The 23480-nt window shown below is 60.2% G+C and carries 24 protein-coding genes and 1 pseudogene; 8 read left to right on the forward strand and 17 right to left on the reverse strand.

All coding sequences use genetic code 11. The annotated features are described in order from the left end of the window. Positions 1-106: 106 nt before the first annotated feature. The 3 genes from cgtA to rplU form a co-directional block, all read right to left on the reverse strand. Positions 107-1330 carry an Obg family GTPase CgtA gene (cgtA, locus tag AB4N92_RS07415; protein ID WP_010206489.1) on the reverse strand — a complete coding sequence of 408 codons (1224 nt, stop codon included), beginning with the start codon at positions 1328-1330 and terminating at the stop codon, positions 107-109. Positions 1331-1522: 192 nt separating this feature from the next. After that, on the reverse strand, positions 1523-1780 hold the full coding sequence (gene rpmA, locus AB4N92_RS07420; protein WP_003176049.1) for a 50S ribosomal protein L27: 258 nt from the start codon (positions 1778-1780) through the stop codon (positions 1523-1525). Between the two features lie 34 nt (positions 1781-1814). Beyond that, positions 1815-2129: a 50S ribosomal protein L21 gene (gene rplU / locus AB4N92_RS07425; RefSeq protein ID WP_007950961.1), complete on the reverse strand. Its 315-nt coding sequence runs from the start codon at positions 2127-2129 to the stop codon at positions 1815-1817. Between the two features lie 239 nt (positions 2130-2368). On the opposite strand from rplU, the gene AB4N92_RS07430 reads away from it, so the two are divergent. The 3 genes from AB4N92_RS07430 to AB4N92_RS07440 all read left to right on the forward strand — a co-directional run bounded on the left by AB4N92_RS07430 (position 2369) and on the right by AB4N92_RS07440 (position 4293). Further along, positions 2369-3337 carry a polyprenyl synthetase family protein gene (locus AB4N92_RS07430; RefSeq protein WP_010206495.1) on the forward strand — a complete coding sequence of 323 codons (969 nt, stop codon included), beginning with the start codon at positions 2369-2371 and terminating at the stop codon, positions 3335-3337. Positions 3338-3532: 195 nt separating this feature from the next. Next, the gene (locus tag AB4N92_RS07435) at positions 3533-3874 is read left to right on the forward strand and encodes a zinc ribbon domain-containing protein YjdM (protein WP_010206496.1); all 342 of its coding nucleotides are present in this window, start codon (positions 3533-3535) and stop codon (positions 3872-3874) included. Positions 3875-4035: 161 nt separating this feature from the next. Continuing rightward, positions 4036-4293 (forward strand): PA4570 family protein, encoded by a 258-nt coding sequence (locus AB4N92_RS07440; protein ID WP_003194088.1) that lies wholly within the window; start codon positions 4036-4038, stop codon positions 4291-4293. Between the two features lie 135 nt (positions 4294-4428). On the opposite strand, the gene AB4N92_RS07445 is transcribed toward AB4N92_RS07440, so the two are convergent. Further along, a complete protein-coding gene (locus AB4N92_RS07445) occupies positions 4429-5046 on the reverse strand; it encodes an FKBP-type peptidyl-prolyl cis-trans isomerase (protein WP_010206497.1) in 618 nt (205 codons plus the stop codon). Between the two features lie 386 nt (positions 5047-5432). Between AB4N92_RS07445 and AB4N92_RS07450 the strand changes: the two are divergent. Both AB4N92_RS07450 and AB4N92_RS07455 read left to right on the forward strand, forming a co-directional pair. Beyond that, a pseudogene (locus AB4N92_RS07450) lies at positions 5433-6314 on the forward strand (methyl-accepting chemotaxis protein); the annotation flags it as partial. A 198-nt stretch (positions 6315-6512) separates the two neighbouring features. After that, complete coding sequence (locus AB4N92_RS07455; RefSeq protein WP_371318427.1) at positions 6513-7217, forward strand: methyl-accepting chemotaxis protein; 705 nt, start codon at positions 6513-6515, stop codon at positions 7215-7217. 636 nt (positions 7218-7853) lie between these two features. Here the strand turns inward: AB4N92_RS07455 and AB4N92_RS07460 are convergent. From AB4N92_RS07460 to AB4N92_RS07475, 4 genes are read right to left on the reverse strand one after another with little or no spacing between them, the layout of a single operon-like run. Then, positions 7854-8222: a glyoxalase superfamily protein gene (locus AB4N92_RS07460; protein WP_010206499.1), complete on the reverse strand. Its 369-nt coding sequence runs from the start codon at positions 8220-8222 to the stop codon at positions 7854-7856. Between the two features lie 29 nt (positions 8223-8251). Beyond that, positions 8252-9715 carry an N-acyl-D-amino-acid deacylase family protein gene (locus AB4N92_RS07465; protein WP_137206598.1) on the reverse strand — a complete coding sequence of 488 codons (1464 nt, stop codon included), beginning with the start codon at positions 9713-9715 and terminating at the stop codon, positions 8252-8254. Position 9716: 1 nt separating this feature from the next. Next, complete coding sequence (locus tag AB4N92_RS07470; protein WP_183704098.1) at positions 9717-10577, reverse strand: MurR/RpiR family transcriptional regulator; 861 nt, start codon at positions 10575-10577, stop codon at positions 9717-9719. Between the two features lie 12 nt (positions 10578-10589). Further along, the gene (locus AB4N92_RS07475; RefSeq protein ID WP_010206503.1) at positions 10590-11939 is read right to left on the reverse strand and encodes a GntT/GntP/DsdX family permease; all 1350 of its coding nucleotides are present in this window, start codon (positions 11937-11939) and stop codon (positions 10590-10592) included. A gap of 248 nt (positions 11940-12187) precedes the next feature. Between AB4N92_RS07475 and AB4N92_RS07480 the strand changes: the two genes are divergently transcribed. Further along, on the forward strand, positions 12188-12568 hold the full coding sequence (locus AB4N92_RS07480) for a lysozyme inhibitor LprI family protein (protein WP_010206504.1): 381 nt from the start codon (positions 12188-12190) through the stop codon (positions 12566-12568). Between the two features lie 122 nt (positions 12569-12690). Here the strand turns inward: AB4N92_RS07480 and AB4N92_RS07485 are convergent, their stop codons facing one another. From AB4N92_RS07485 to AB4N92_RS07505, 5 genes are all read right to left on the reverse strand, one after another. After that, positions 12691-14136: a SulP family inorganic anion transporter gene (locus AB4N92_RS07485; protein WP_042571634.1), complete on the reverse strand. Its 1446-nt coding sequence runs from the start codon at positions 14134-14136 to the stop codon at positions 12691-12693. A gap of 196 nt (positions 14137-14332) precedes the next feature. After that, a complete protein-coding gene (locus AB4N92_RS07490) occupies positions 14333-15226 on the reverse strand; it encodes an NAD-dependent epimerase/dehydratase family protein (protein ID WP_021492160.1) in 894 nt (297 codons plus the stop codon). 103 nt (positions 15227-15329) lie between these two features. Continuing rightward, complete coding sequence (locus AB4N92_RS07495) at positions 15330-16226, reverse strand: LysR family transcriptional regulator (protein ID WP_236267046.1); 897 nt, start codon at positions 16224-16226, stop codon at positions 15330-15332. Between the two features lie 30 nt (positions 16227-16256). Then, entirely contained in the window at positions 16257-16847 is a 591-nt protein-coding gene (locus AB4N92_RS07500) for an NADPH:quinone oxidoreductase MdaB (protein ID WP_236267045.1), read from the reverse strand. A gap of 120 nt (positions 16848-16967) precedes the next feature. Beyond that, complete coding sequence (locus AB4N92_RS07505) at positions 16968-17732, reverse strand: sulfite exporter TauE/SafE family protein (protein WP_236267044.1); 765 nt, start codon at positions 17730-17732, stop codon at positions 16968-16970. A gap of 123 nt (positions 17733-17855) precedes the next feature. On the opposite strand from AB4N92_RS07505, the gene AB4N92_RS07510 reads away from it, so the two are divergent. Beyond that, positions 17856-18746 (forward strand): LysR family transcriptional regulator, encoded by an 891-nt coding sequence (locus AB4N92_RS07510; RefSeq protein WP_236267043.1) that lies wholly within the window; start codon positions 17856-17858, stop codon positions 18744-18746. Here the strand turns inward: AB4N92_RS07510 and AB4N92_RS07515 are convergent. Together AB4N92_RS07515 and kynU are read right to left on the reverse strand one after the other, a co-directional pair. Beyond that, positions 18692-20098, reverse strand: coding sequence for an amino acid permease (locus tag AB4N92_RS07515; RefSeq protein WP_010206519.1), 1407 nt, complete (start codon positions 20096-20098; stop codon positions 18692-18694). The genes AB4N92_RS07510 and AB4N92_RS07515 overlap by 55 nt on opposite strands. 136 nt (positions 20099-20234) lie before the next feature. Further along, positions 20235-21485 carry a kynureninase gene (gene kynU / locus AB4N92_RS07520; protein ID WP_010206520.1) on the reverse strand — a complete coding sequence of 417 codons (1251 nt, stop codon included), beginning with the start codon at positions 21483-21485 and terminating at the stop codon, positions 20235-20237. 144 nt (positions 21486-21629) lie between these two features. On the opposite strand from kynU, the gene AB4N92_RS07525 reads away from it, so the two are divergent. Beyond that, positions 21630-22103, forward strand: a complete 474-nt coding sequence (locus AB4N92_RS07525) for an Lrp/AsnC family transcriptional regulator (RefSeq protein ID WP_003176072.1) — start codon at positions 21630-21632, stop codon at positions 22101-22103. A gap of 104 nt (positions 22104-22207) precedes the next feature. Here the strand turns inward: AB4N92_RS07525 and catA are convergent, their stop codons facing one another. Together catA and catC are read right to left on the reverse strand one after the other, a co-directional pair. Then, positions 22208-23137 (reverse strand): catechol 1,2-dioxygenase, encoded by a 930-nt coding sequence (gene catA, locus AB4N92_RS07530; protein ID WP_154847706.1) that lies wholly within the window; start codon positions 23135-23137, stop codon positions 22208-22210. Positions 23138-23178: 41 nt separating this feature from the next. Beyond that, entirely contained in the window at positions 23179-23469 is a 291-nt protein-coding gene (catC, locus tag AB4N92_RS07535; RefSeq protein WP_010206522.1) for a muconolactone Delta-isomerase, read from the reverse strand. Between the last annotated feature and the right edge of the window lie 11 nt (positions 23470-23480).

Here is a 23480-nt window from a genome sequence, read left to right on the forward strand (position 1 = left end):
CTTCAACCTTAGATTGAGGGCTGCGCGACCCAGCGCGGCCCATAACGTTAAACCCGGATACTAAAACGCCGCTCCAGGGAGCGGCGTTCAAGTTTATCGCAACGGATCAATCACGCACGTAAATGATTTCCGGACCGTCTTCATCATCCACATCTTCCTCGTCCCAATCATCGTCGCCGATGTCATGGACCGACTTCACGCCGCTGCGGCGCAAGGCACGCTGGTCGTCCAGGGCTTGCAACTGGGCACGGGCTTCGTCTTCGATGCGCTGGTCGAGTTCGGCCAGTTCGGCCTTGAACACCGGGTCGGCCGCCAGGCGGTCGGCGCGGTCTTCGAGGTAACGCATGATGTCGCGGGTCAGGCGCTCGGTGCCTTCTTTGGCGATAGCCGAGATCACGTAGACCGGACCTTCCCACTCCAGGCGGTCAACGATTTCCTTGACGCGCTCTTCGTGCTCTTCTTCAAGAATCTGGTCGCACTTGTTCAGCACCAGCCAGCGATCACGCTCAGCCAGGGACGGGCTGAACTTGGTCAGCTCGCTGACAATCACTTCGGCGGCGTCCGGCGCGCTGGTGTCATCCAACGGGGCCATGTCGACGAGGTGCAGCAGCAGACGGGTACGCGACAAGTGCTTGAGGAAGCGAATCCCCAAACCTGCGCCATCGGAAGCGCCTTCGATCAGGCCGGGAATGTCGGCGATCACAAAGCTTTTCCAGCGGTCGACGCTGACCACACCCAGGTTTGGCACCAGGGTAGTGAACGGGTAGTCGGCGACTTTCGGCTTGGCGGCCGAGACCGAACGGATGAAGGTACTTTTACCAGCGTTCGGCAGACCCAACAGGCCCACGTCAGCGAGTACTTTCATTTCCAGCTTGAGGTCACGCTGCTCGCCCGGCTTGCCTGGCGTGGTCTGGCGTGGCGCACGGTTGGTACTGGACTTGAATCGGGTGTTACCCAGACCGTGCCAGCCGCCCTGCACCACCATCAGTTTCTGGCCAGCCTTGGTCAGGTCGCCGATCACTTCCTGGGTGGCAGAGTCGATGATCGTGGTGCCGACCGGTACGCGCAGTACCAGGTCTTCGCCTTTTTTACCGGTGCAGTCGGTGCTGCCGCCGTTGGAGCCACGCTCGGCATCGAAGTGCCGGGTGTAACGGTAGTCGACCAGGGTGTTGAGGTTTTCGTCGGCCATCATGTAGATGGAACCGCCGTCACCGCCGTCACCGCCGTTGGGGCCACCGTTTTCGATGAATTTTTCGCGACGGAAACTCATGCAACCGTTACCGCCGTCGCCTGCTTTTACTCGGATGGAAACTTCATCAACGAACTTCATAACAAAACGCCTCTCGTCGCATGGACGAGCTTAAGAAACCAAGACATAAGACTCTTGCAAAAATGAGCGCAGCGACCTCAATCAGCGACCGCAAACCAGCGCCTGAGCCCATTACAAACAGCTTTGCAAGAGACTCACTCCACAAACGAAAAAGCCCCGTCGCAAGACAGGGCTTTTCCAGCGATCTCGCAATTAAGCTGCGACAACGCTCACGTAACGGCGGTTGAACGCGCCTTTTACTTCAAACTTGATCACGCCTTCGATTTTCGCGAAGAGGGTGTGATCTTTACCCATGCCTACACCGTAACCGGCGTGGAATTGGGTGCCGCGCTGACGCACGATGATGTTGCCCGGAATGATTTTCTGGCCGCCATACATCTTAACGCCAAGGCGTTTGGCTTCTGAGTCGCGACCGTTACGGGTACTACCACCAGCTTTTTTGTGTGCCATGAGTCAATTCTCCTAGTGAGGAATTAGGCTGAAATTAAGCCTGAATACCGGTGATTTTGATCTCGGTGTACCACTGGCGGTGGCCCATACGCTTCATGTGGTGCTTACGACGACGGAACTTGATGATGCGGACTTTATCGTGACGACCTTGGGAGATCACTTCAGCCACAACGGTAGCGCCAGCAACAACTGGAGCGCCGATGTTCACGTCATCGCCATTGGCGACCAACAGAACGCGATCAAAAGTAACGGATTCGCCGGTAGCGACTTCCAGTTTTTCGATCTTCAGGTATTCACCTGGGGCGACTTTGTATTGCTTGCCACCAGTAACAATTACTGCGTACGACATGGTATTTCTCCGATAATCCTGCTCACCCAGCGCTTTATAAGAAGAGGTATTGGCTGGCATGGCTGCATGGGATGGACGTCCCAAATGCAATTGCGTAAGGCAGGTGCTGCCCAGGAAGTTCAGGGTGCGCGATTGTACGCAAGGTAAATGGGTGTTGCAAGGGGCCGTCTATCGCGCCTTGACACTGGGGGGCCTGGGTCCTAGCATGCCGCGCAACCCTTCTGGAGCGACTGTCGCTGATGCAACCCCAAGCTTTCTACCGCGCGGTCGCGGACGATTTTAGCGCCGTCGACGGCATCATCAAGAAGCAGCTGACTTCTAAAGTGCCGCTGGTCTCCAAAATTGGCGACTATATTACGTCGGCGGGCGGTAAGCGCCTGCGTCCTTTATTAGTGCTGCTGTGCGGCAAGGCCCTGGGTCGCGAAGGCGATGACCTGCGCCTGCTGGCCGCCACTATCGAATTCCTGCATACCGCCACCCTGCTGCATGACGACGTGGTCGACATGTCCGGCATGCGCCGTGGCCGCGAGACCGCCAATGCGATGTGGGGCAACGCTCCAAGCGTGCTGGTAGGTGACTTCCTGTACTCGCGCTCGTTCGAAATGATGGTTGAACTCGGCTCGATGCCGGTGATGAAGATTCTTTCGCAGGCCACACGCATCATCGCCGAAGGCGAAGTGTTGCAACTGTCGAAGGTCCGCGACGCCAGTACCACCGAAGAAACCTACATGGAAGTGATTCGCGGCAAAACCGCGATGCTCTTCGAAGCCTCCACCCACAGCGCCGCTGCGTTGTGCGGCGCAACGGCCGAGCAGGCCGAAGCCCTGCGTACCTTTGGCGACCACCTGGGCGTGGCGTTCCAACTGGTGGACGACCTGCTCGACTACAAGGGCGACGCCGAAACCCTGGGCAAGAACGTCGGTGACGACCTGGCTGAAGGCAAGCCAACCCTGCCATTGATCTACACCATGCGCGAAGGCACGCCGGAACAGGCCGCCCTGGTGCGCAAGGCGATCCAGAAAGGCGGGATCGAAGACCTGGAGGCCATCCGCGCCGCCGTGGAAGCATCGGGTTCCCTGGAGTACACCGCTCAACTGGCGCGTGACTACGTGGCCCGTGCCATTCAGTGCCTGGAAGCCCTTCCCGCCAGCGAATACCGGGACGCCTTGGTCGAGCTGAGTGAGTTTGCGGTCGCGCGTACGCACTAGAAATACCAAATGTGGGCGGGGGCTTGCCCCCGATAGCGGAGTATCAGTCGCCAACTGTATCGACTGGAATACCGCCATCGGGGGCAAGCCCCTCCCACATTTAGTTTGTATTACCCATCCAAGACCGCGCCCTGCCTCCCTACAATTCCCTATATAATGTGCGACTTTAGCCATCCTGACCTTTAAGGAGCTTTAGTGAGCACGTTGCCACCCTGCCCGAAATGCAATTCCGAATACACCTACGAAGACGGCGCCCAGCTGATCTGCCCGGAATGCGCCCATGAGTGGTCCGCCAATAGCGAGGCCGAAGCGGCCAGCGACGAAACCGTGAAGAAAGACTCCGTCGGCAATGTACTGCAGGACGGCGACACCATCACCGTGATCAAAGACCTCAAGGTCAAGGGCACTTCCCTGGTCGTGAAGGTCGGCACCAAGGTCAAGAACATCCGCCTGTGCGATGGCGACCACGATATCGACTGCAAAATCGACGGTATCGGTCCGATGAAGCTCAAATCCGAGTTCGTGCGCAAAGTCTGAACGTATTGCCTCCATCCCGCGCCCGCCGCGGGATGGCGTTTCGCCCTCCCGTTTGATCCCGCGCAATATCCACACAGAAAAAACCAGAAACCGCCAATAGGCACTTGCTATTCTACGAATAAGAATTATTCTCATTGAAACCCATCAAGGAGATGAGACCCATGACTTATTTGATAGACGCCTGGCTGGACCGACCACACCCTTACCTGCGGATCCTGCATCGGGAAACCGGTGAAGTCTGTGCGGTGCTGGAAGAAGAAGCGCTGAACGAACTGCAGGACCAGGGTGACCTGGACGTCAACGGGCTGAGTTCGAGCGAACCCGGTGTGTTGAAGGAAGTGGTGCGCAATCTGTTTCTGTTCTGCTATGCCCGAGCGTTGCGCCCGGCGACGGAGCTGAATGGCAAGTTCCATCCATGAGCGACCGCGCAAAACACTGTAGGAGCGAGCTTGCCCGCGAAGAACTTGAAACCGCCGCGCTACACCAGACGCGCGGCGTTATCGTTAACGTTTTTCGCGAGCAAGCTCGCTCCTACAGGTAATCAACAACAGGTCTTACAGAACGTCGAGCAGTTCGACGTCGAACACCAGAACGCTGTGCGGCGGGATGCTGCCAACGCCTTGAGCGCCGTAAGCCAGTTCGCTCGGCACGTAAAGGCGCCATTTGCTGCCGGCATTCATCAGTTGCAGGGCTTCGGTCCAGCCGGCGATCACGCCGCCCACCGGGAATTCTGCAGGCTGGCCGCGCTCGTAGGAGCTGTCGAACACAGTGCCGTCGATCAAGGTGCCGTGGTAATGAGTGCGCACTTGGTCTTCACGGGTCGGCTTGGCGCCGTCACCTGCGGTCAACACTTCGAATTGCAGGCCGGAAGCCAGGGTGGTGATGCCATCACGCTTGGCATTTTCAGCCAGGAACGCCAGGCCAGCGCCCGCTGCAGCTTCAGCCTTGGCGGCCGCTTCGGCTTGCATGACTTCACGGATCACTTTGAAGCTGGCGGCCATTTGCTCTTGGTCCACACGGCTTGGCTTGCCGCCGAAGGCGTCGGTCAGGCCAGCCAGGATGGCGTCCAGGCTCACACCTGGTGGCGGGTTGTCACGCAGTTGGTCGCCCAACTGACGGCCGATACCGTAGCTGACGCGGGTTTCGTCGGTGGACAGATTAACTTCGGACATGAAGAGGCTCCGCTGTAGGACAACACTGGTTTTCCCAGGCTACCCAGAACTAAAAGGGCCCGCAGACTAGCACACAAGATCGCCCCATGATCAGCCCCCCTCCCCGCGCCACGACTGCAGTGCGCCTCTTCGTCGCACCCGGCAAATTAGCATTTCAGATTCAACGCCCGCCGCCGATACAGCCCTACACAGCAGCTGGCTCCAAAATCAATAACCGTCCAGCACACCCCATCATTCTTGCGGAGCATTCGATGAATAGCTGGTTCGGCAACATCAGCGTCAACCTCAAACTGGGCCTGGGCTTCGGCCTGGTGCTTGTCCTCACGTCGATTCTGGCATTGACCGGCTGGACCAGCCTGGGCGGCCTGATCGACCGCAGTAACTGGATGAGCGATATCACCCAGCTCAACGCGTCGTTGACCAAGCTGCGTATCGTGCGCCTGCAATACATGCTCGCCAACGGCGACGAAGCGGTGGCCCAGAACGTACAGACCAACCTGGACGCTTTCACTGCCCAGCAGCAGAAGCTGATCGACAGCTTCAAGAGCCCGGAAAACCTCAAGCTGCTCAACGAGCAGAAAGCCATCATCACCGCTTATCAGCAGTCGCTGAACAAAATGCGCGAGGCCTACCGCAACGGCAACGCCTCACGCCAAGTGATGGGCGACAAGGCGGATATTGCCAATGCACAGATCAACGCATTGGAAACCAGCGTGAAGCAAATGCCTGACAGTTCGGAACACCTGGCGCAGTTCCAGGCGGTGGCCGACGCCAAGATGCAATTCCAGTTGGCTCGCTACGAAGTACGCGGCTACACCGGTAACGTCAGCCCGGAGACCGAAGCGCGCGCAGCTGCACAGATTGAAAAAGCCATCGCCGGCTTGAAAGACCTCAACGCCACCTTTGGCGCCAGCCAGCAAAGCGCGCTGACCGCATTGGAAACCGCCCTGGGTGCCTACCGCAGCGCGGTGCAGAACTACAAGGCAGCCAACGCCAACATCGTGACTGCCCGTGCCGAAATGACCACCCAAGGCGCTGATATCGTCACAATCAGCGACAAACTGTACGAAATCCAGCTCACTCGCCGCGACGCAGAAAGCGCCCAGGCTCGCAGTCTACAGTTGATCAGCACCTTGCTGGCCTTGCTGGTTGGCGTGATCGCCGCACTGGTCATCACCCGTCAGATCACCCGCCCGATCCAGGAAACCCTGGCGGTGGTGGAACGCATTGCCTCCGGCGACTTGAGCCACAACATCCAGGTCACTCGCCGGGACGAACTGGGCGTGCTGCAACAAGGCATCCAGCGCATGGGCACCACCTTGCGTGAATTGATCAGCGGTATTCGCGACGGCGTGACTCAGATCGCCAGCGCTGCCGAAGAACTGTCGGCCGTCACCGAGCAGACCAGCGCCGGCGTGAACAGCCAGAAGATCGAGACCGATCAGGTCGCCACGGCGATGCACGAAATGACCGCCACCGTGCAGGAAGTGGCGCGCAACGCGGAGCAAGCTTCCCTGGCCGCCGCCGATGCCGATGGCCAAGCCCGCGCAGGCGACAAGGTGGTGGCCGAGGCCATCGCCCAGATCGAGCGCCTGGCCGCTGAAGTGGCGCGTTCCACCGACGCCATGACCCACCTGCAACAAGAGAGCAACAAGATCGGCAGCGTGATGGACGTGATCAAGGCCGTCGCCGAACAGACCAACCTGCTGGCCCTCAACGCGGCGATCGAAGCAGCGCGGGCGGGTGAAGCCGGGCGTGGGTTTGCCGTGGTGGCTGATGAAGTGCGCGGCCTGGCCCAGCGCACGCAGAAGTCCACCGAGGAAATCGAAGGCCTGGTCGCCGGGTTGCAGAATGGCACCCAGCAAGTGGCCAATGTGATGAACAACAGCCGCAGCCTCACCGACAGCAGTGTCGAGCTGACCCGCAAGGCCGGCGTGTCGCTGGAGAACATCACGCGTACGGTGTCGAACATCCAGTCGATGAACCAGCAGATCGCCGCCGCCGCCGAGCAGCAAAGCGCCGTGGCTGAAGAGATCAGCCGCAGCATTGTGAATGTGCGTGATGTATCGGAACAGACCGCTACGGCGAGTGACGAGACGGCCAAGTCGAGTGTGGAACTGGCGCGGCTGGGCAGCCAGTTGCAACAGATGGTCAGTCATTTCCGGGTGTAAGCAACCAAAAAGCCGCCTCGGCCTAAACCCAGGCGGCTCCACTTCTCAGACCTTAGCGATCATCGAAGCTGTCTCGCAGGAACTTCCAGACGTGATAAGCACGCAGGCAGTTCACGACGAGGTTCCACGTACGTCGTGCAAACTTAGACATACTCGGCCCTCCGTGAGTTAGGCCTTACCTCCAGCGCACTTACCGGAACACGTGAGCCTTTGGACGCGGGTCATCGCATCTTTGAGGCGGCCGGGCTAATGGGCTTCCCGCATGAATCCGGCACGGATTACTAGCCCGTGGCGATCAGTCCAAAATTCGCGCGCGTACCCGGCTCACCTAATAGCAACCAACGCAGAACGGGGTGAAGCCTAACCAAAACCCGCCATGAAGGTGTGACAGAAAGTGGTTAAATATCCAGTATTTGTTTCGAAGATTTACTGCAAGCTAGTGCAGCGGAAATCGACATAATGAAACGCTCAAGATTATCGGTGCCGACCATCGCCTAACCTTGCGCGATAAAATGACCGGCGGTAGTATCCTCCCGCGGGTCATCGCATCTTTGAGACAGCAACCCCAGCCACTAACTGGGATTGCAAAAAAAACCGCCCTACCAAGGCGGTTTTTTATTGCCTGCGATTTGCCCTTCAGCCCTCGCCTTCCTCGACAAACACCACGCGATTCCCGAACGGGTCCTTGATGCTCATCTCCCGCGATCCCCAAGGTGTTTCCTCAACCCCAGGCTTGGCATACCGATAATCCTTGCCCGCCAACTGCTGCTGATAGGCGTCCACCCCTTGCGCCTGGATCCGCACCGCAGCACCCGGCGAGGCATCGCCATGATGCTCAGTCAAATGCAGCACACATTCACCCAACGACACCTGCAAATACAGCGGGAAATTCGCCTCGAAACGATGCTGCCAATCCACCTTGAACCCCAGGAAATCGACGTAGAATTCCAACGCCTTGGCCTCGTCGAAAATCCGCAGGATGGGGGTGACTTTTCCTAAGTGCATGGCGACCGCTCCGTTTAAAAGAGCCCCCACTATAGAGACGAAAAACCCCGACGCAAATCCCCGCTGCGTGCCAGGAAGCGACCCGGCCGCTGACCGTTCGCCTGCCCCTCGCTGTAGCTCAGCACGCCGTTGATCCACACCCCATCAATACCTTCCGCCGCCTGCTGCGGCGCCTTGAAATCTGCCACGTCGCGCACACGCAACGGGTCGAACAGCACCAGGTCAGCCCAGTGCCCTTCACGAATCTCCCCGCGCTCAGCCAAGCCAAACCGCGCCGCCGACAACCCGGTCATTTTGTGCACGGCGGTGTGCAACGGAAACAATCCGATATCCCGGCTGAAATGCCCCAATACCCGTGGAAACGCGCCCCACAAACGCGGATGCGGGAACGGATCCTCGGGCAACCCATCCGACCCGACCATGGACAGCGGGTGCGCCAGGATGCGCCGCACATCCGCTTCATCCATCCCGTAATACACCGCGCCTGCCGGTTGTAGCCGACGTGCTGCGTCCATCAATGAAACGTCCCACTCTGCGGCAATATCCTGCAAGTCACGCCCGCTCACTTCCGGATGCGGCGTCGACCAGGTGATGGTAATACGAAACGCGTCGGTCACCTGCTTGAGGTCCAGGGTCGAGGAACTCGCCGCATAGGGGTAGCAATCACAGCCCACCGGATGGGTTTTCGCCGCCAGTTCCAGCGAGGCCAGCAACTGCGGACTACGTCCCCAATTGCCGGCGCCGGCACATTTGAGGTGGGAAATAATCACCGGCACCTTGGCATGCCGGCCGATCAGGAAGGCTTCGTCCATCGCCTCCAGCACCGGCTCGAACTCACTGCGCAGGTGAGTGGTGTACACCGCACCGAACGCGGTGAGCTCTTCACTCAGTTGCAACACCTCATCGGTCTCGGCATTGAACGCACTGGCGTAGGCCAGGCCTGTGGATAAACCGAGGGCGCCGGCTTCGAGACTCTCGTGCAACTGCACGCGCATGGCGGCGATTTCATCCGCTGAAGCGGTACGGTGCAGGTCGTCCATATGATTGCTGCGCAGCGCCGTATGACCGATCAGCGCCGCGACGTTGACCGCCGGATGAGCCTTTTCGACCGCCGCTCGATAGTCGCTGAAACGCGGATAAACAAACGCCGAAGCGCTGCCCAACAGGTTCATCGGGTCCGGCGGATCGCTGCGCAACGTCACTGGCGACGCACTGATGCCACAGTTGCCGACAATCACCGTGGTCACCCCCTGGCTGAGCTTGGGCAGCATCTGTGGATGACGAATCACCACCGTGTCATCGTGGGTGTGCACGTCGATGAAACCCGGTGCCAAGACGCGGCCACTCGCATCGATCTCATGCTCAGCCTGGGCGTTCGACAGGTCGCCAATCGTCTCGATGCGCCCGTCGCGCAGCCCCACATCGGCTACATAGCCGGGGGTGTTGCTGCCATCAATGATCAGCGCCTGGCGGATCAACGTGTCGTACTTCATATCAGTCTCCAAGCGGCAGGCTGTCGGGGCCGCCGCGATAATCGTCCAGGGCCAGCTTGATCCGGCGCAGGCGCTCTTGGTTGTCGTCTGGCAGGGCCAACGCCAGTTCGGTGGCGAGCAGGTCGATGGCCAGCAGCAGTCCGTAGCGCGCCGCGGTGGGCTTATAGATAAAACTGGTTTCGGCCGGTTGCAGCGGCAGCAAGACATCCGCCAACTGCGCCAAGGGGGAATCGGCCAGGGTGATGGCGACGATGCGCGCGTCGTAGTTGCGTGCCAGGGTCACCACGTCGAGCAACTCAGGGGTAAGGCCAGTCAGGGAGCACACAATCAACGCATGCTCGGGCCCTAGCGTCGCCGCCGTGACGCGCATCATGACCGGGTCATGGCAGGCGGCAATCGGATAACCCAGGCGCACCAGGCGCACCTGCAACTCATCACTGCACAGGCTCGACGGACCGCCCATGCCGAACGCATGGATCATCCGCGCCTTACCCAGCAAACTCACCGCATCGACGAAACTCGCCTGGTTGAACCCCGACAAGTGCTGACGCAACGTCGCCTCGATATCCCCCAGGATCTGCCGGTGAAATGCCGACTGCTCCGGCAACCCCGCAGGGTCGAGGAAGCGGCTGCCGACTCCACTGGCCTGGGCCAATTGCAGGCGCAAATCCCGCAGATCCCGACACCCCACGCTGCGCGCGAACCGCGACAAGGTGGCTGTGCTGACCTCGGCGCGCTGGGACAACTCTTCCAGGCTAGCCGACGCGGCAAAGCCCACGTCATCGAGCATCAGCTTGGCGATACGCCCTTCGCCGGCGCTGAAGGCGTCCTGGCGGGCGCGGATCTGGTAGAGAATGTCCATGGGGGCTCCGGGTTACAAGATGCAGGACAGGCCATAAGTCAGACCGAAGGCGACCACGGAAATCAAAGTCTCCAGCACGGTCCAGGTCTTGAAGGTCTGGATCACCGTCATATTGAAGTATTCCTTGATCAGCCAGAAGCCGCCGTCGTTCACGTGGGAAAAGATCACCGAACCCGCGCCAGTGGCCAGCACCAGCAATTCGGGGTGTGGATAACCCAGGCCCATGGCAACCGGCGCCACCACGCCGGACGCGGTGGTCATGGCGACGGTGGCCGAGCCCGTGGCAATTCGCATCAACGCGGCAAACAGCCAGCCCATCACCAGTGGCGACAGCTGAAAAGCGTGGGCCAGGCCGAGAATTTCGTTGGTAACGCCCGCATCCACCAGGATGCGATTCAAACCGCCGCCCGCGCCCACCAACAAGGTGATGCTCGCGGTAGGAGCCAGGCATTCATTGGTGAATTTGAGGATCGACTCGCGATTGAAACCCTGCGCAATACCCAAGGTCCAGAAACTCACCAATGTCGCCACCAGCAGCGCAATCACCGAGTTGCCAATGAACAGCAGGAATTGGTTGAAAGCGCTGCCCGGGGAGGAAATCACGTTGGCCCAGCCACCGATCATCATCAGCACCACCGGCAACAGGATGGTGCCCATGGTCAGGGTAAAACTCGGCAAGCGGGTACGCGGTTCGCGGTCAATGAACTGACGTTCCAGCGGGTTTTCTGCTGGCAGATGGATACGCGGCACGATGAATTTGGCGTAGACAGGACCTGCAATGATTGCCGTCGGGATACCGATCAGGATCGCATACAGCACGGTCTGCCCCACCGACGCGTTATAGGCCAGCACCGCCATCATCGCCGCCGGGTGCGGCGGCACCAGTGCATGCACCACCGACAGACCGGCAACCATCGGCAAACCGACCATCAGGATCGATACGCCGACCCGCCGCGCCACGGTAAAGGCGATCGGCACCAGCAACACAAAGCCCACTTCGAAAAACAGCGGCAGCCCCACCAGAAACGCGATGCAGACCATCGCCCAATGCGCGTTGCGCTCGCCAAACCGGTTGATCAGCGTGCGCGCCACCTGCTCGGCACCGCCGGACTCGGCCATCATCTTGCCGAGCATGGTGCCCAGCGCCACCACCAGGGCGATATGCCCCAGGGTCTTGCCGACGCCCGCTTCGTAGGAGCCCATGATGGTGTCCGCCGGCATCCCGGCCATCAGTGCCAGGCCGATGGACACCAGGGTGATGACGATAAACGGGTTGAGTCGGTAACGTGCGATCAGCACGATCAAAGCAATGATGGCGATGGCAGCGTATGCCAACAGCCCGAAGCCCGGTGATGCGGCCATGCGGTACTCCTCGGAAAGGGTCACGTCGAATTGGTTGTGAAACTCATAAATCATTACCGAGGAGGATTTTCAATTTTTATGAAAGTAATTTTCGCCCATGGATAAGCGCTGTCGCATTGGGATATGCCCGACGTTCGCCGATGAAAATTCGGGGGGTGTTCTTACATGAAGATCAGAGGATGCCGGAAACTCAAGCGCCGCCATCGAGTCATAGAATGCGCCTCCACTCATGCCCAGGAAAACCGACCATGATTCGCACCTCCCTCGCTGCCAGCGCTATGTTTCTCGCCCTGTGCGGCACCGCCTCGGCGGCCGATAACGCAGCGTTGAAAAAATGCATGGACAGCGCCAACACGACCGCAGACATGGTCAATTGCAACGCCAAGGAAGCCAAGGTGCAGGACACGCGTCTGAACAAGGCCTACAAAACCGCCCTCGCCGCCCAGGAAGGCGCGCGCAAGCAGCAACTGCAGGACGTGCAGCGCCTGTGGATAAAATACCGTGACGCCAATTGCGGCTTCGCAGGCTCCGCGACCGGCGGCACCATCGACCAGGTCAACGGCTCCGCCTGTCTGCTGGACATGACCCAGACCCGCGCCCAAGAGCTGGAAGACCTGGTCGGGCCATAAGGAATGGCCCCCCTGTAGGAGCGAGTTTGCTCGCGAAAATCGTCAACGATAACGCGGATAACCTGAGTGCAGGTGGCGCACTCAAGTCTTTCGCGAGCAAGCTCGCGCCTACACGTTGGTGTTCAGTCGTGGTGAACCTTCGCGCGCTTGAGCAGCTTCTTGCACCGCTCCGACAGATGCAGCACCCGCAGATGCTTGCCGGCCTTGGTGTAACGCTCACGCAGGGTCATCAACGCGGCAATCGCTGAGTAGTCGACAAAGCTCAGGTGACGGCAATCCAGCGTCACCTGGGCCGGGTCGTTGGCCGGGTCGAACTGGTTCAGGAACGGCGTGGTCGAGGCGAAGAACAACGTGCCATGCAGGCGATAGAGCTTGCTGCCATCGGCTTCCAGGTGCTCATCCGCATACAGCTCTCGCGCTTGTTGCCAGGCGAAATTCAACGCCGCAATCACAATCCCGCACAACACCGCCGTGGCCAGATCGGTGAACACGGTGATGACCGTCACCGCGAGAATCACCAGCACATCATTGACCGGCACCTTGTTGATCACCCGCAAGGAGGCCCAGGCGAAGGTCTGCTGGGACACCACGAACATCACGCCCACCAGCGCCGCCAACGGAATGCGCTCGATAAACGGCGACAGAAACAGAATGAACAACAGGATCATCACCCCGGCAAACACGCCGGACAAACGCCCGCGTCCGCCGGAGCTGAGGTTGATCACAGTTTGCCCGATCATTGCGCAGCCGCCCATGCCGCCGAACAGGCCGGAGACCATATTCGCCGCGCCGAGGGCCACGCTTTCGCGGTCGGGGTAGCCGCGGCTCTCGGTGATTTCGTCGGTGAGGTTGAGGGTGAGCAGGGTTTCCAGCAAGCCGACCATGGCCATCAGGAACGCATAGGGCGCGATGATGCCGAGGGTTTCCAGGGTCCAGGGAATCTGCGGCAGGGAGAAGGTCGGCAGGCCGCCGGCGATGTGGGCCATGTCGCCCAACGTGCGGGTCGGCAAGCCCAGCAGGTACACCGCCAGGCCCACGCCAAGGATCGCCACCAACGCGGGCGGCACGGCGCGGGTGATGCGCGGCAGCAGGTAGACAATGGCCATGGTCACCAGCACCAGGCCGATCATCACGTACAGCGGCGTGCCGCTGAGCCACTGTTCACCGCTCTTGAAATGTTCCAACTGCGCCAAGGCAATGATGATCGCCAGGCCGTTGACGAACCCCAGCATCACCGGATGCGGCACCATGCGCACCAGCTTGCCCAGGCGCAGCAGGCCGAAGGCGACCATGATCAGACCGCCCAGCAACACCGTCGCCAACAGGTATTCCACACCGTGCTGCACCACCAGCGCCACGATTACCACTGCCATCGAGCCCGCCGCACCGGACACCATGCCGGGGCGGCCGCCGAACAACGCGGTCAGTGTGCAGATGATAAAGGCGCCGTAGAGCCCCATCAGCGGGTTGAGGTGGGCCACCAGGGCAAAGGCGATGCATTCGGGCAGCAATGCAAAAGACGTGGTGAGGCCGGCCAGGGCATCGGCGCGCAGACGGGTGAGGTTCATGAAGTACCAGGGTAATGCGGAAGATAAGGCAGGGAATGGTACGGAATTGAGGGAGGTGGGGCTAGTAATGTGTAACATCAGGTAAACCGAATCGCCGCCATCGCAGGCAAGCCCGGCCCCCACAATTGATGTGTGAACACAGTCCAATGTGGGAGCTGGCTTGCCTGCGAAGGCGCACCGCGGTCTTAAGCGAACATCACACCATCTCGTTGCGAATCCACTCCACGACCGACGTACGTTTCGGCGCCCAGCCCAGCCGTTCACGGGCGTGCTTGCCACGCACTCGGCTGTTGGAACCCAAACCATAGTTGGCCATTTCATAACCCCACTCGGCTTCGGCGTCGGCCAATGGCCAATCCTGGGGTTTGCCCAGGTTCAGGGCTTCGGCAATGGCGGTGGTCATGTCGATAAACGCCGCTTCGCTGCTTTCCACGAAGTAGAACGTGCCCGGCACATTCTTGGTCAGCGCCAGCAAATACAACGCCACCACATCTTCAATGTGCACGTTGGACCAGATGTTCTGCCCGCTGCCCACATGGCGCACCACCCCACTCTTGCGCGCCTGCTTGAGCAGACGCGGCAATTGCACGCTGTCGCGCTTCACGCCCAGGCTGTGGCCGTAGATCAATGTGTTGCAGATCACCGCCGAGTTCACGCCTTCTTTGGCTGCGGCCAGGATCAGGTTGTCGATGGCCACGCGGGCGGCCTTGTCGACGGTCGGCTCAGGCAGGTTGTCCTCGAAGTAGATGACCTCGCTGGACTTGCCGCCCGACGCATCACCCACAATGCTTGAACCGCTCGTGTGCAGGAACGGCTTGTTCGAGCCCTTCAACGCTGCCAACAGCGTTTCCACGGCGGCGCGATGGTCGCTGCTTGCGGCATTGATCACCGCATCGGCCTTCTGCGCTTGTTCGGTCAGTACGGCGGTGTCGTCCAGGCTGCCGATCACCGGAGTGATGCCCAGGGCGGTCATCTCAGCGGCTTGTTCGACACTGCGCACCAGGCCGGTAACGCTGTGGCCAGCCTTGACCAGGCCAGTTGCGATGGATCCGCCGATAAAACCTGCGGCGCCGGTTACAAATACCTTCATGGAGAGTGCTCCTGAGTGAGTCAGTGATGGGGCCAGTATCAAGGGCCGATCCCTGACGAATAAGCCCCTGTTGCCCAATTCACTCTTGCGCGAAGGTCACGAATCAGCAGGCATACCGCGCCAGCTTGACCTGGATAAAGTCCAGGAAACACTGGATACGCAACGCCAGCTGCGAGTTCCGGTAGAACACCGCGTGGATCGGCTGGCGATAACCGCTGTTGAACGCCTCAAGCACCGGCACCAGACGCCCGGCCTCGATGTCGTCGATGGTCATGAAATTAGACAGGCAGCAAATACCCTGCCCCGCCAACGCCAACTGACGCACGGTTTCACCACTGGACGCTGCCACGCCGGGCTGGATCAGCCAACGGTCACCTTCCACATGGCGCAACGGCCAGTGGTTGAGGGTTTCGGTCTGGGTAAACCCCAGCAGGGTGTGGTCCGCCAATGCGGCAACCGTGGTCGGCGTGCCGTACTGCTTGAGGTAGTCGGGGCTGGCGAGGATATGCAGTGGCGTACACCCCAGCGAGCGTGCATGCAGGGTGGAGTCGGCCAACGCACCGATGCGAATGGCGATGTCAGTGCTCTGTTCCAGCAGGTCGATGATCAAGTCATCGCTGTTCAGCTCCAGTTGGATGTCCGGGTAGAGGCTGCGAAACTCCGCGATATACGGCACGATTCCATGCAGCATGAACGGCACCGCAGCGTTGATGCGCAGGCGCCCCGCCGGCTTTTTCTGACGCGACGACAGGCGTTCTTCCAGCTCATCCATCTGCGCCAGGATCACCTTGGCCTGCTCGAAGAAGTATTTGCCCTCCTCGGTCAAGTCCATCCGCCGTGTGGTGCGGTTGATCAGCGTGGTGTCGAGCTTGGCTTCCAGGCGTGACAAGGTGCGGCTGACCGCCGAGGGCGTCTGCCCGACCTGTTCGGCGGCAGCGGAAATCGAACCGCATTCAATGACGCTGACGAAGATCTGTAGCTCATCGGATCGGGCTTTCACAGGCGCTCCTCGTTATCGGTTCCCAGCAGCTTACACCGAGAAATTGAAGACCTGCGCCAGATGCTGTTCGTAGCGCGCTACGTCAGCCTCGATCGCCGGGCGCTTCATCACGTCCACGCACAGGAAGGTCGGCAGGCCGGTCATGCCAAGGAACTCGTTGGCCTTGTGAAACGGGAAGTACACCGCATCCACGCCCTTGGCTTCGAAGAAGTCGGTCGGGTCGTCAAAGGCTTGCTGGGGTGCGTTCCAAGTCAGCGAGAGCATGTACTGCTTGCCCTGGATCAGGCCGCCGCTGCCGTATTTCTGCGAGGCATCGGAGCGCGTGCGGCCGTCGCTGGCGTAGAGCCTGCCGTGGCCTTCGGTGAAGACTTCGTCGATGTATTTCTTGACGATCCACGGTGCGCCCATCCACCAGCCGGGCATCTGGTAGATGATCACGTCAGCCCAGAGGAATTTCGCCACTTCTTCTGCCACGTCGTAGCCTGCGTCGATGTGCGTGACGTTGACGTCGATGCCGGCGCGGTCCAACACCGCCACGGCGGCGTCATGCAGGGTGGCGTTGTAGCGACCATCGGAGTGAGCGAATTTCTTGCCGCCGTTGAGCAGGAGGATTTTTTTCATGGGAAGGCATCCTGAGGGGTTAACACTGTCGGCCGGCAGGCTATCGACATTGTCCCCTTGGAATAAGCGGCGGCACGGCAAAATACATTTGATCGGAAAGCACGAATAAACCCTTCATTGTTAACCGCTGATCAGCAGATGCACGCCCAGCAAGGCCATGCCAACGAAAAATACGCGCTTGAACAACACGGCACTGATGCGCTGGCGTAGCGCCTGGCCCAGCCACATGCCCAGCAGTGCCGGCACCAGCGCCAGCAGCGACGCATTGACCTCCCCGCCACCGAGCTCGCCACGCCACACCAGCCCGGCGGCCAATGCCAAGGTGGAAACAGTGAACGACAACCCCAGCGCCTGCACCAACTGATCACGGTTCAATCCCAGGGCTTGCAGATAGGGCACGGAGGGAATCACGAACACGCCGGTCGCCGAGGTGATGATGCCGGTGATCACGCCGCACACAGGGCCCAGCCAACGCTCGGTCTCAGGCTTTACCTTGAACGTCGGTAGGAACAATCCGCTCAGTGCATACACCAGCAATGCCCCACCCAACGCATGGCCCACCCAGCTTCCCCCGCTCATACCCAGCCACAGCGTGCCAAGCCCGGTGCCGAGGAAGATCAGCAGCAACATCGGCCACAGGCGTTTGACCAATGCGCTCAGATGGCCGCCGAACGCCAGTTGCCACAGGTTGGTGATCGTCGAAGGGATGATCAGCAAGGCCGCAGCCTGCGCCGGTAACATAGCCAGGCCGAGCAAGCCCATGGAGACTGTGGGCAAGCCCAGGCCGATCACGCCCTTGACGGTGCCGGCCAGGATGAAGGTGCCGATCACCAGCAGGGTCAGGGCGGGGCCGATATTTTGGTAGAACGTCAGGTAGGTATTCATGGGCGCAGTGTGAGGGTTTCCGATGACGCGGGAAATTCGCCATATACTGAGGCAGCCTCTTGTTTTGTGAGAGGCTGATAGACTCTTCGCGAGCAAGCCCGTCCAATCACTGGCCCCCCACCCATGCATTTTGATTTGATTGACCTGCGCCTCTATCTGCACATCCTCGATACCGGCAACATTACTGCCGGCGCCGGGCGCAGCCACTTATCCCTGGCCGCGGCGAGTGCGCGTATCCGGGCGATGGAAGCTTCGCTGGGCATTGAGTGCCTGGAACGCGGTCGCCGAGGCGTCACACCCACTCCCGCAGGCAAAGCCCTGGCCCGCCATGCCCGCTTGCTGCTGCAACAGGCCGAACATCTGCAACTGGACCTGGCGGAATACGCCAACGGCGTCAAAGGCCAGGTGCGCCTGTTGTGCAACACCACCGCCCTCAGCGAATACCTGCCGGAACTGCTGGCGGACTTTCTATGCGAGCACCCCAATCTCGATATCGATCTGCAGGAGTTGCCGAGCCTGCGTATCACCCAGGCCTTACGCCAGGGCACGGCAGATCTTGGGATCGTCTCCGACGCGGTGGACACCCACGGCCTGCAGACTCTGCCCTTTCGCGATGACCCGTTGGTGCTGATCACACCGCAGGATCATCCGTTCAGCGCAGGGAGTTTTGTCGATAGCCTGCAATACGACTTTGTCGGCCTCGCCCCCCACAGCGCATTGACGGTTTACCTCGAAGAACAGGCGCTGCACGCCGGTTTTCGCTTGCAGACGCGCATACGTGCCGAGGGTTTTGATGGGGTGATTCGCATGGTCGCCCGCAGCGCTGGCCTGGGCATCGTGCCCCAAGCCGCGCTGGAGCGCTGGCCACTGGAGCGCAGCGTCAGGGCCTACCCCCTGCAGGAAGCGTGGGCCCGCCGGAAACTGCAGTTATGCGCGCGCTCGTTCGAACACCTGCCCGGCTATGCCAAGGCCTTGTTCGACGCCTTGGCCCTGCCCTTGCGGAAGAATCCGTAATACACCGCCGACAGAATCAGCAGGAACGGCACGCCAAACACCAGGGTCATCTTGAACGCCTCGGTGAAATACGTGGTGACCATCACCGCGCCCATCAGCACCAGCCCCAGCAGCGTGCTGTAGGGAAACAGCCGGAGTTGGAACGACAATGTCGGCCCACCGTGACGCTTGCGATAACGCCGGAAAAACAGGTGGGTAAGGAAGATCATGAACCAGGTGAAGATCGCGCCAAACATCGAGATCGCCATCATCAGCGTGAACGAGCTTTCCGGGTACACCACGTTCAACAAAGTCGCCAGCGCAATGCCCGAGCTGGACAGCAGCAATGCATTCAGCGGAATGCCGTTCTTGCTCAACGCGCCCATGGACTTGGGGGCAAAGCCGGCACGGGACAGGCTGAACATCATGCGGGTGGTGATGTAGAGCTGGCTGTTCATGGCCGAGAGCGCCGCAATCAGGATCACGAAATTCATCACCCCGGTGGCGCCGGGTATGCCGATGGTCTGCATCACCGTGACAAACGGACTCTGGGCCTGCCCGGCCTGGTTCCACGGCACGATGGCCAGCATCAGCGCCAGGGTCAGCAAGTAAAACACCACCAGGCGCACGATGGTGGCGCGGAAGGCTTTCTTCACCGCCTGTTCCGGGTCGGCGGCTTCACCGGCAGCCACAGCGATCATCTCCACACTCAAATAGCTGAAGATCGACACGATCACCGCGATCCACATGCCGCTCAGGCCATGGGGGAAAAAGCCGTCGTGGGCGGTGTAATTCTGCACACCGTACTGCGGGTTGCCGGAGCCGAACACCACGTACACGGCGAGTATAATGAAGCCGACGATGGCGCTGATCTTGATCGTCGAGAACCAGTACTCGAAGTTGCCAAAGGTCTTCACGCTGATGGCATTGAGCAGGATCAGCACACTGGAAAACGACACGATCCACACCCACTCCGGCACGTTGGCGAACCAGTACTTCATGTACATCGCCACCGCCGTGACCTCGGCGCCCACCGCCAGCACGATCGCCGCCCAGTAGGCATAGCGCACCAGGAACCCGGCGAGCGGGCTGATGTAAAACTCGGCGTAGGCGCCAAACGACCCCGAGGTGGAATGGGCCACCGTCATCTCCGCCAGGCAGCCCATCAACAGCAAGGTGATCAACGCGCCGATGGCGTAGCTCACCAATACGCTGGGCCCTGCATAACCAATGGCGTAGGCGCTGCCCATGAACAGCCCGGTGCCAATGGCGCCGCCGATGGCGATCATGCTCATCTGGCCGGAAGTGAGCTGGCGCCGCAGGCCCAGTTCGCGGTGGGTGATCTCTGCAAAGCCGTTGTCTGGCGTGGTCACGTGGCGTGCCCCTTTATTATTGTGATGGTTGTTGCTGACGCGGAACCCTGTGGGAGCTGGCTTGCCTGCGATCGCGTCGGTGCATTCACCACCGTCATCGCAGGCAAGCCAGCTCCCACCTTTGATCGGCGGTGGATCAGGTGACGCTGTTGCGGACTTTGAATTGCGGTTGGTTCCAGGTGTGGTTGTCGAGAATGTCGCCGAGGATTTCCACGGCTTCCCATACTTCGGTAAAGCGCGTGTACAACGGGGTAAAACCGAAACGCATGATGCGTGGTTCGCGGTAGTCACCGATCACACCACGGGCGATCAAGGCCTGGATCACCGCGTAGCCTTCAGGGTGTTCGAAGCTCACATGGCTACCGCGCTTGGCGTGTTCACGCGGGGTGATCAACTTCAAGTCGTGGGCAGCGCAACGGGCTTCGACCAACGCGATAAACAGATCGGTCAACGCCAGGGACTTGCTGCGCAAACTCGCCATATCGGTCTGGGCAAAAATCTCCAGGCCACATTCAACCATTGCCAGTGAAGTAATCGGCTGGGTACCGCACAAATAACGAGCAATGCCGGCACTCGGCGCGTACGTCGACTCCATAGCGAACTGCCGGGTGTGCCCGAACCAGCCCGACAATGGCTGGCGCACCACATCCACCAGCGCTGGATTGACCCACACAAACGCCTGGGAACCCGGGCCACCGTTGAGGTACTTGTAGGTGCAGCCGATCGCATAGTCGGCACCGGCCTGATGCAGGTCGATGGGCACCGCGCCCGCCGAGTGCGCCAGGTCCCAGATGCTCAGCGCACCGCACTCGTGGCTCAGGGCGGTCAGCGCCTGCATGTCGTACATGTAGCCGGTCTTGTAGTTGACGTGGGTCAGCATCACCACCGCCACGTCCTGATCGATGGCCTGGGGCAGTTCGTCCGGGCTGTTCACCAGGCGCAGGGAATAGCCTTGCTGCAGCAACTCGGCCAGTCCCTCGGCGATGTACAGGTCGGTGGGGAAGTTACTCGCCTCACTGACGATCACCTTGCGCCCAGGCTGGCGTTGGCGCTGCACGGTCAACGCGGCGCTCAGCACCTTGAACAGGTTGATAGAGGTGGTATCGGTGATCGCCACTTCGTTGTCACGCGCGCCGATCAACGGTGCCAGGCGGTTACCCAGGCGCAGGGACAAATCCGCCCAGCCGGCGTTGTTCCAACTACGGATCAAACCGTTGCCCCACTCCTCGGCAATCACCGCTTGCGCCCGCGCCAACGCCGCCACCGGCCGTGCACCCAGGGAGTTACCGTCGAGGTAGATCACACCCTCCGGCAAGGCGAACTGGCTGCGCAAAGGTGCCAGCGGGTCCTGGGCGTCGAGGGCTTGGCAATGGCTTCGAGTGGTCATGGGTTGTCCTGGTTTTTATAAGTAAGAATGGACCAAATAATGAACGAAGTTTTAGAGAATTTTCGTGCAAAGTGAGTAGCAACAGGCTAATTAAGCTGTAGGAAATTCGAATTTAACCCCCAAACACGCGGATTTATTCTAACCATGATTCTCGACGCCACCGACCTGCGCCTCCTGCATTTCCTGCAACAGGATGGCCGCATCAGCAACCAGGAACTGGCGGAAAAGGTCGCGCTTTCGCCGTCCGCCTGCCTGCGCCGTCTGCGCCTGCTGGAAAGCGAGGGGATCATCAGCGGTTACCGCGCGGTGCTGAATGCGGAGCAATTGGGGATTGAGCTGGAGGCCATCGTCCACCTGTCCTTGCGCCAGGATGTGGAGGATTGGCACGAGACATTCATCAAGAAGGTGCAGGGCTGGCCGGAAGTGGCCAGCGCCTACGTGATCACCGGCGCCAGCAACTATGTGCTGCGGGTGCAGGCACGCAACCTCAAGCACTTCTCGGACTTTATCGTGAACCACCTGAACCGCACGGCGGGCGTGATGGATATACGCTCGGAGATTGTGTTGCAGAAGATCAAGGATCGGGATGAGGTGCTGGACCTGGTCGTCCGCAAATAGCGCCAACACCACAACCCCCTGTGGGAGCTGGCTTGCCTGCGATAGCTAGGGTGCATTCACCCTCGTCATCGCAGGCAAGCCAGCTCCCATATTTTTAACCGCGTTTAGTCTTCGAGGGCGCGCACTCGTTGCATGCGCTTCTGCTCTACCGGCGCATCCGCCACCTGCAATTCAAAGTCAAAATCAATCTGTGCAAACCGCCCTTCCACACCGAACTCCCGCGCCAGCTGTGGATCGTCACTGAAACGGATCTGCGCGATCAACTCATCCCGCGTCGCATAGGCAAAATCATCATGCAGGTACGGGTCATCCGACAGGTTGATCTGCGTGGTCAGGTGTCGATGCCCCGGCGCCGAAATGAAGAAGTGGATATGCGCTGGCCGTTGCCCGTGACGCCCCAGTTGATCCAACAGTTGCTGGGTCGGCCCGCTTGGCGGGCAGCCGTAGCCGGACGGCACGATACTGCGGAATCGGTAGTTGCCCTGTGCGTCGGTCTCGATGCGTCGGCGCAGGTTGAACTCGGACTGCGTCGGATCAAACCACGAGTAAGTACCCGCCGTGTTGGCCTGCCACACGTCCACAATCGCCCCCGCCAATGGTTTGCCCTCGGTGTCACGCACCTGCCCGCGCATGAACAGCGGCGCCGCGTCATCCTTGCCATCATCCAACCGTGCCTCGTACTTCGACAGCGGCGCACCGGCCACATACAACGGGCCTTCGATGGTGCGCGGAGTGCCACCGGATTTGCCGGCTTCCTCATCGGCAGCGTCCATCAACAAGTCCAAGTAATGTTCCAGGCCCAGCCCGGCGGCGAGCAGTCCGGCCTCCTGGTGCTTGCCTAACTCGTTCAAATAGTTGACCGCCTTCCAGAATTCTTCCGGGGTCACCTCCAGGTCTTCGATGATGTTCACGGTGTCACGCAGGATCCGGTAGACCAGCGCTTTGGTACGCGGATTGCCACCGTCGTTGAGGTTGCCGCTGGCTTCTTCAAGAAACTGTTGGGCATGGGCAGTCTGGGACAGGCGGATGGACATGGTGCATTCCTCATCTTGTAGTTATTAAGGTGAATACCGGCCTAGCGGTCATCCTCATGGATCGACGAAGGGTGACGGCACAGGGCGTTCACCTCGATGGCCATGTAGGGGTAAAGCGGCAGTTGCATCAGCAGGTCATGCAGTTCCTGCACGCTGTCGACATCGAACACGCTGTAGTTGGCGTAGTGCCCGGCGATGCGCCACAGGTGGCGCCATTTGCCTTCCTGTTGCAGGCGCTGCGCCAACGCTTTTTCTTCAGCCTTGAGGCCCGCTGCACGCTCGGGGTTCATGTCGAGGGGCAGGTTCACGGTCATTTTTACGTGGAACAACATGGCAGGCGCCT

Source organism: Pseudomonas sp. S3_A09 (genome assembly GCF_054668065.1).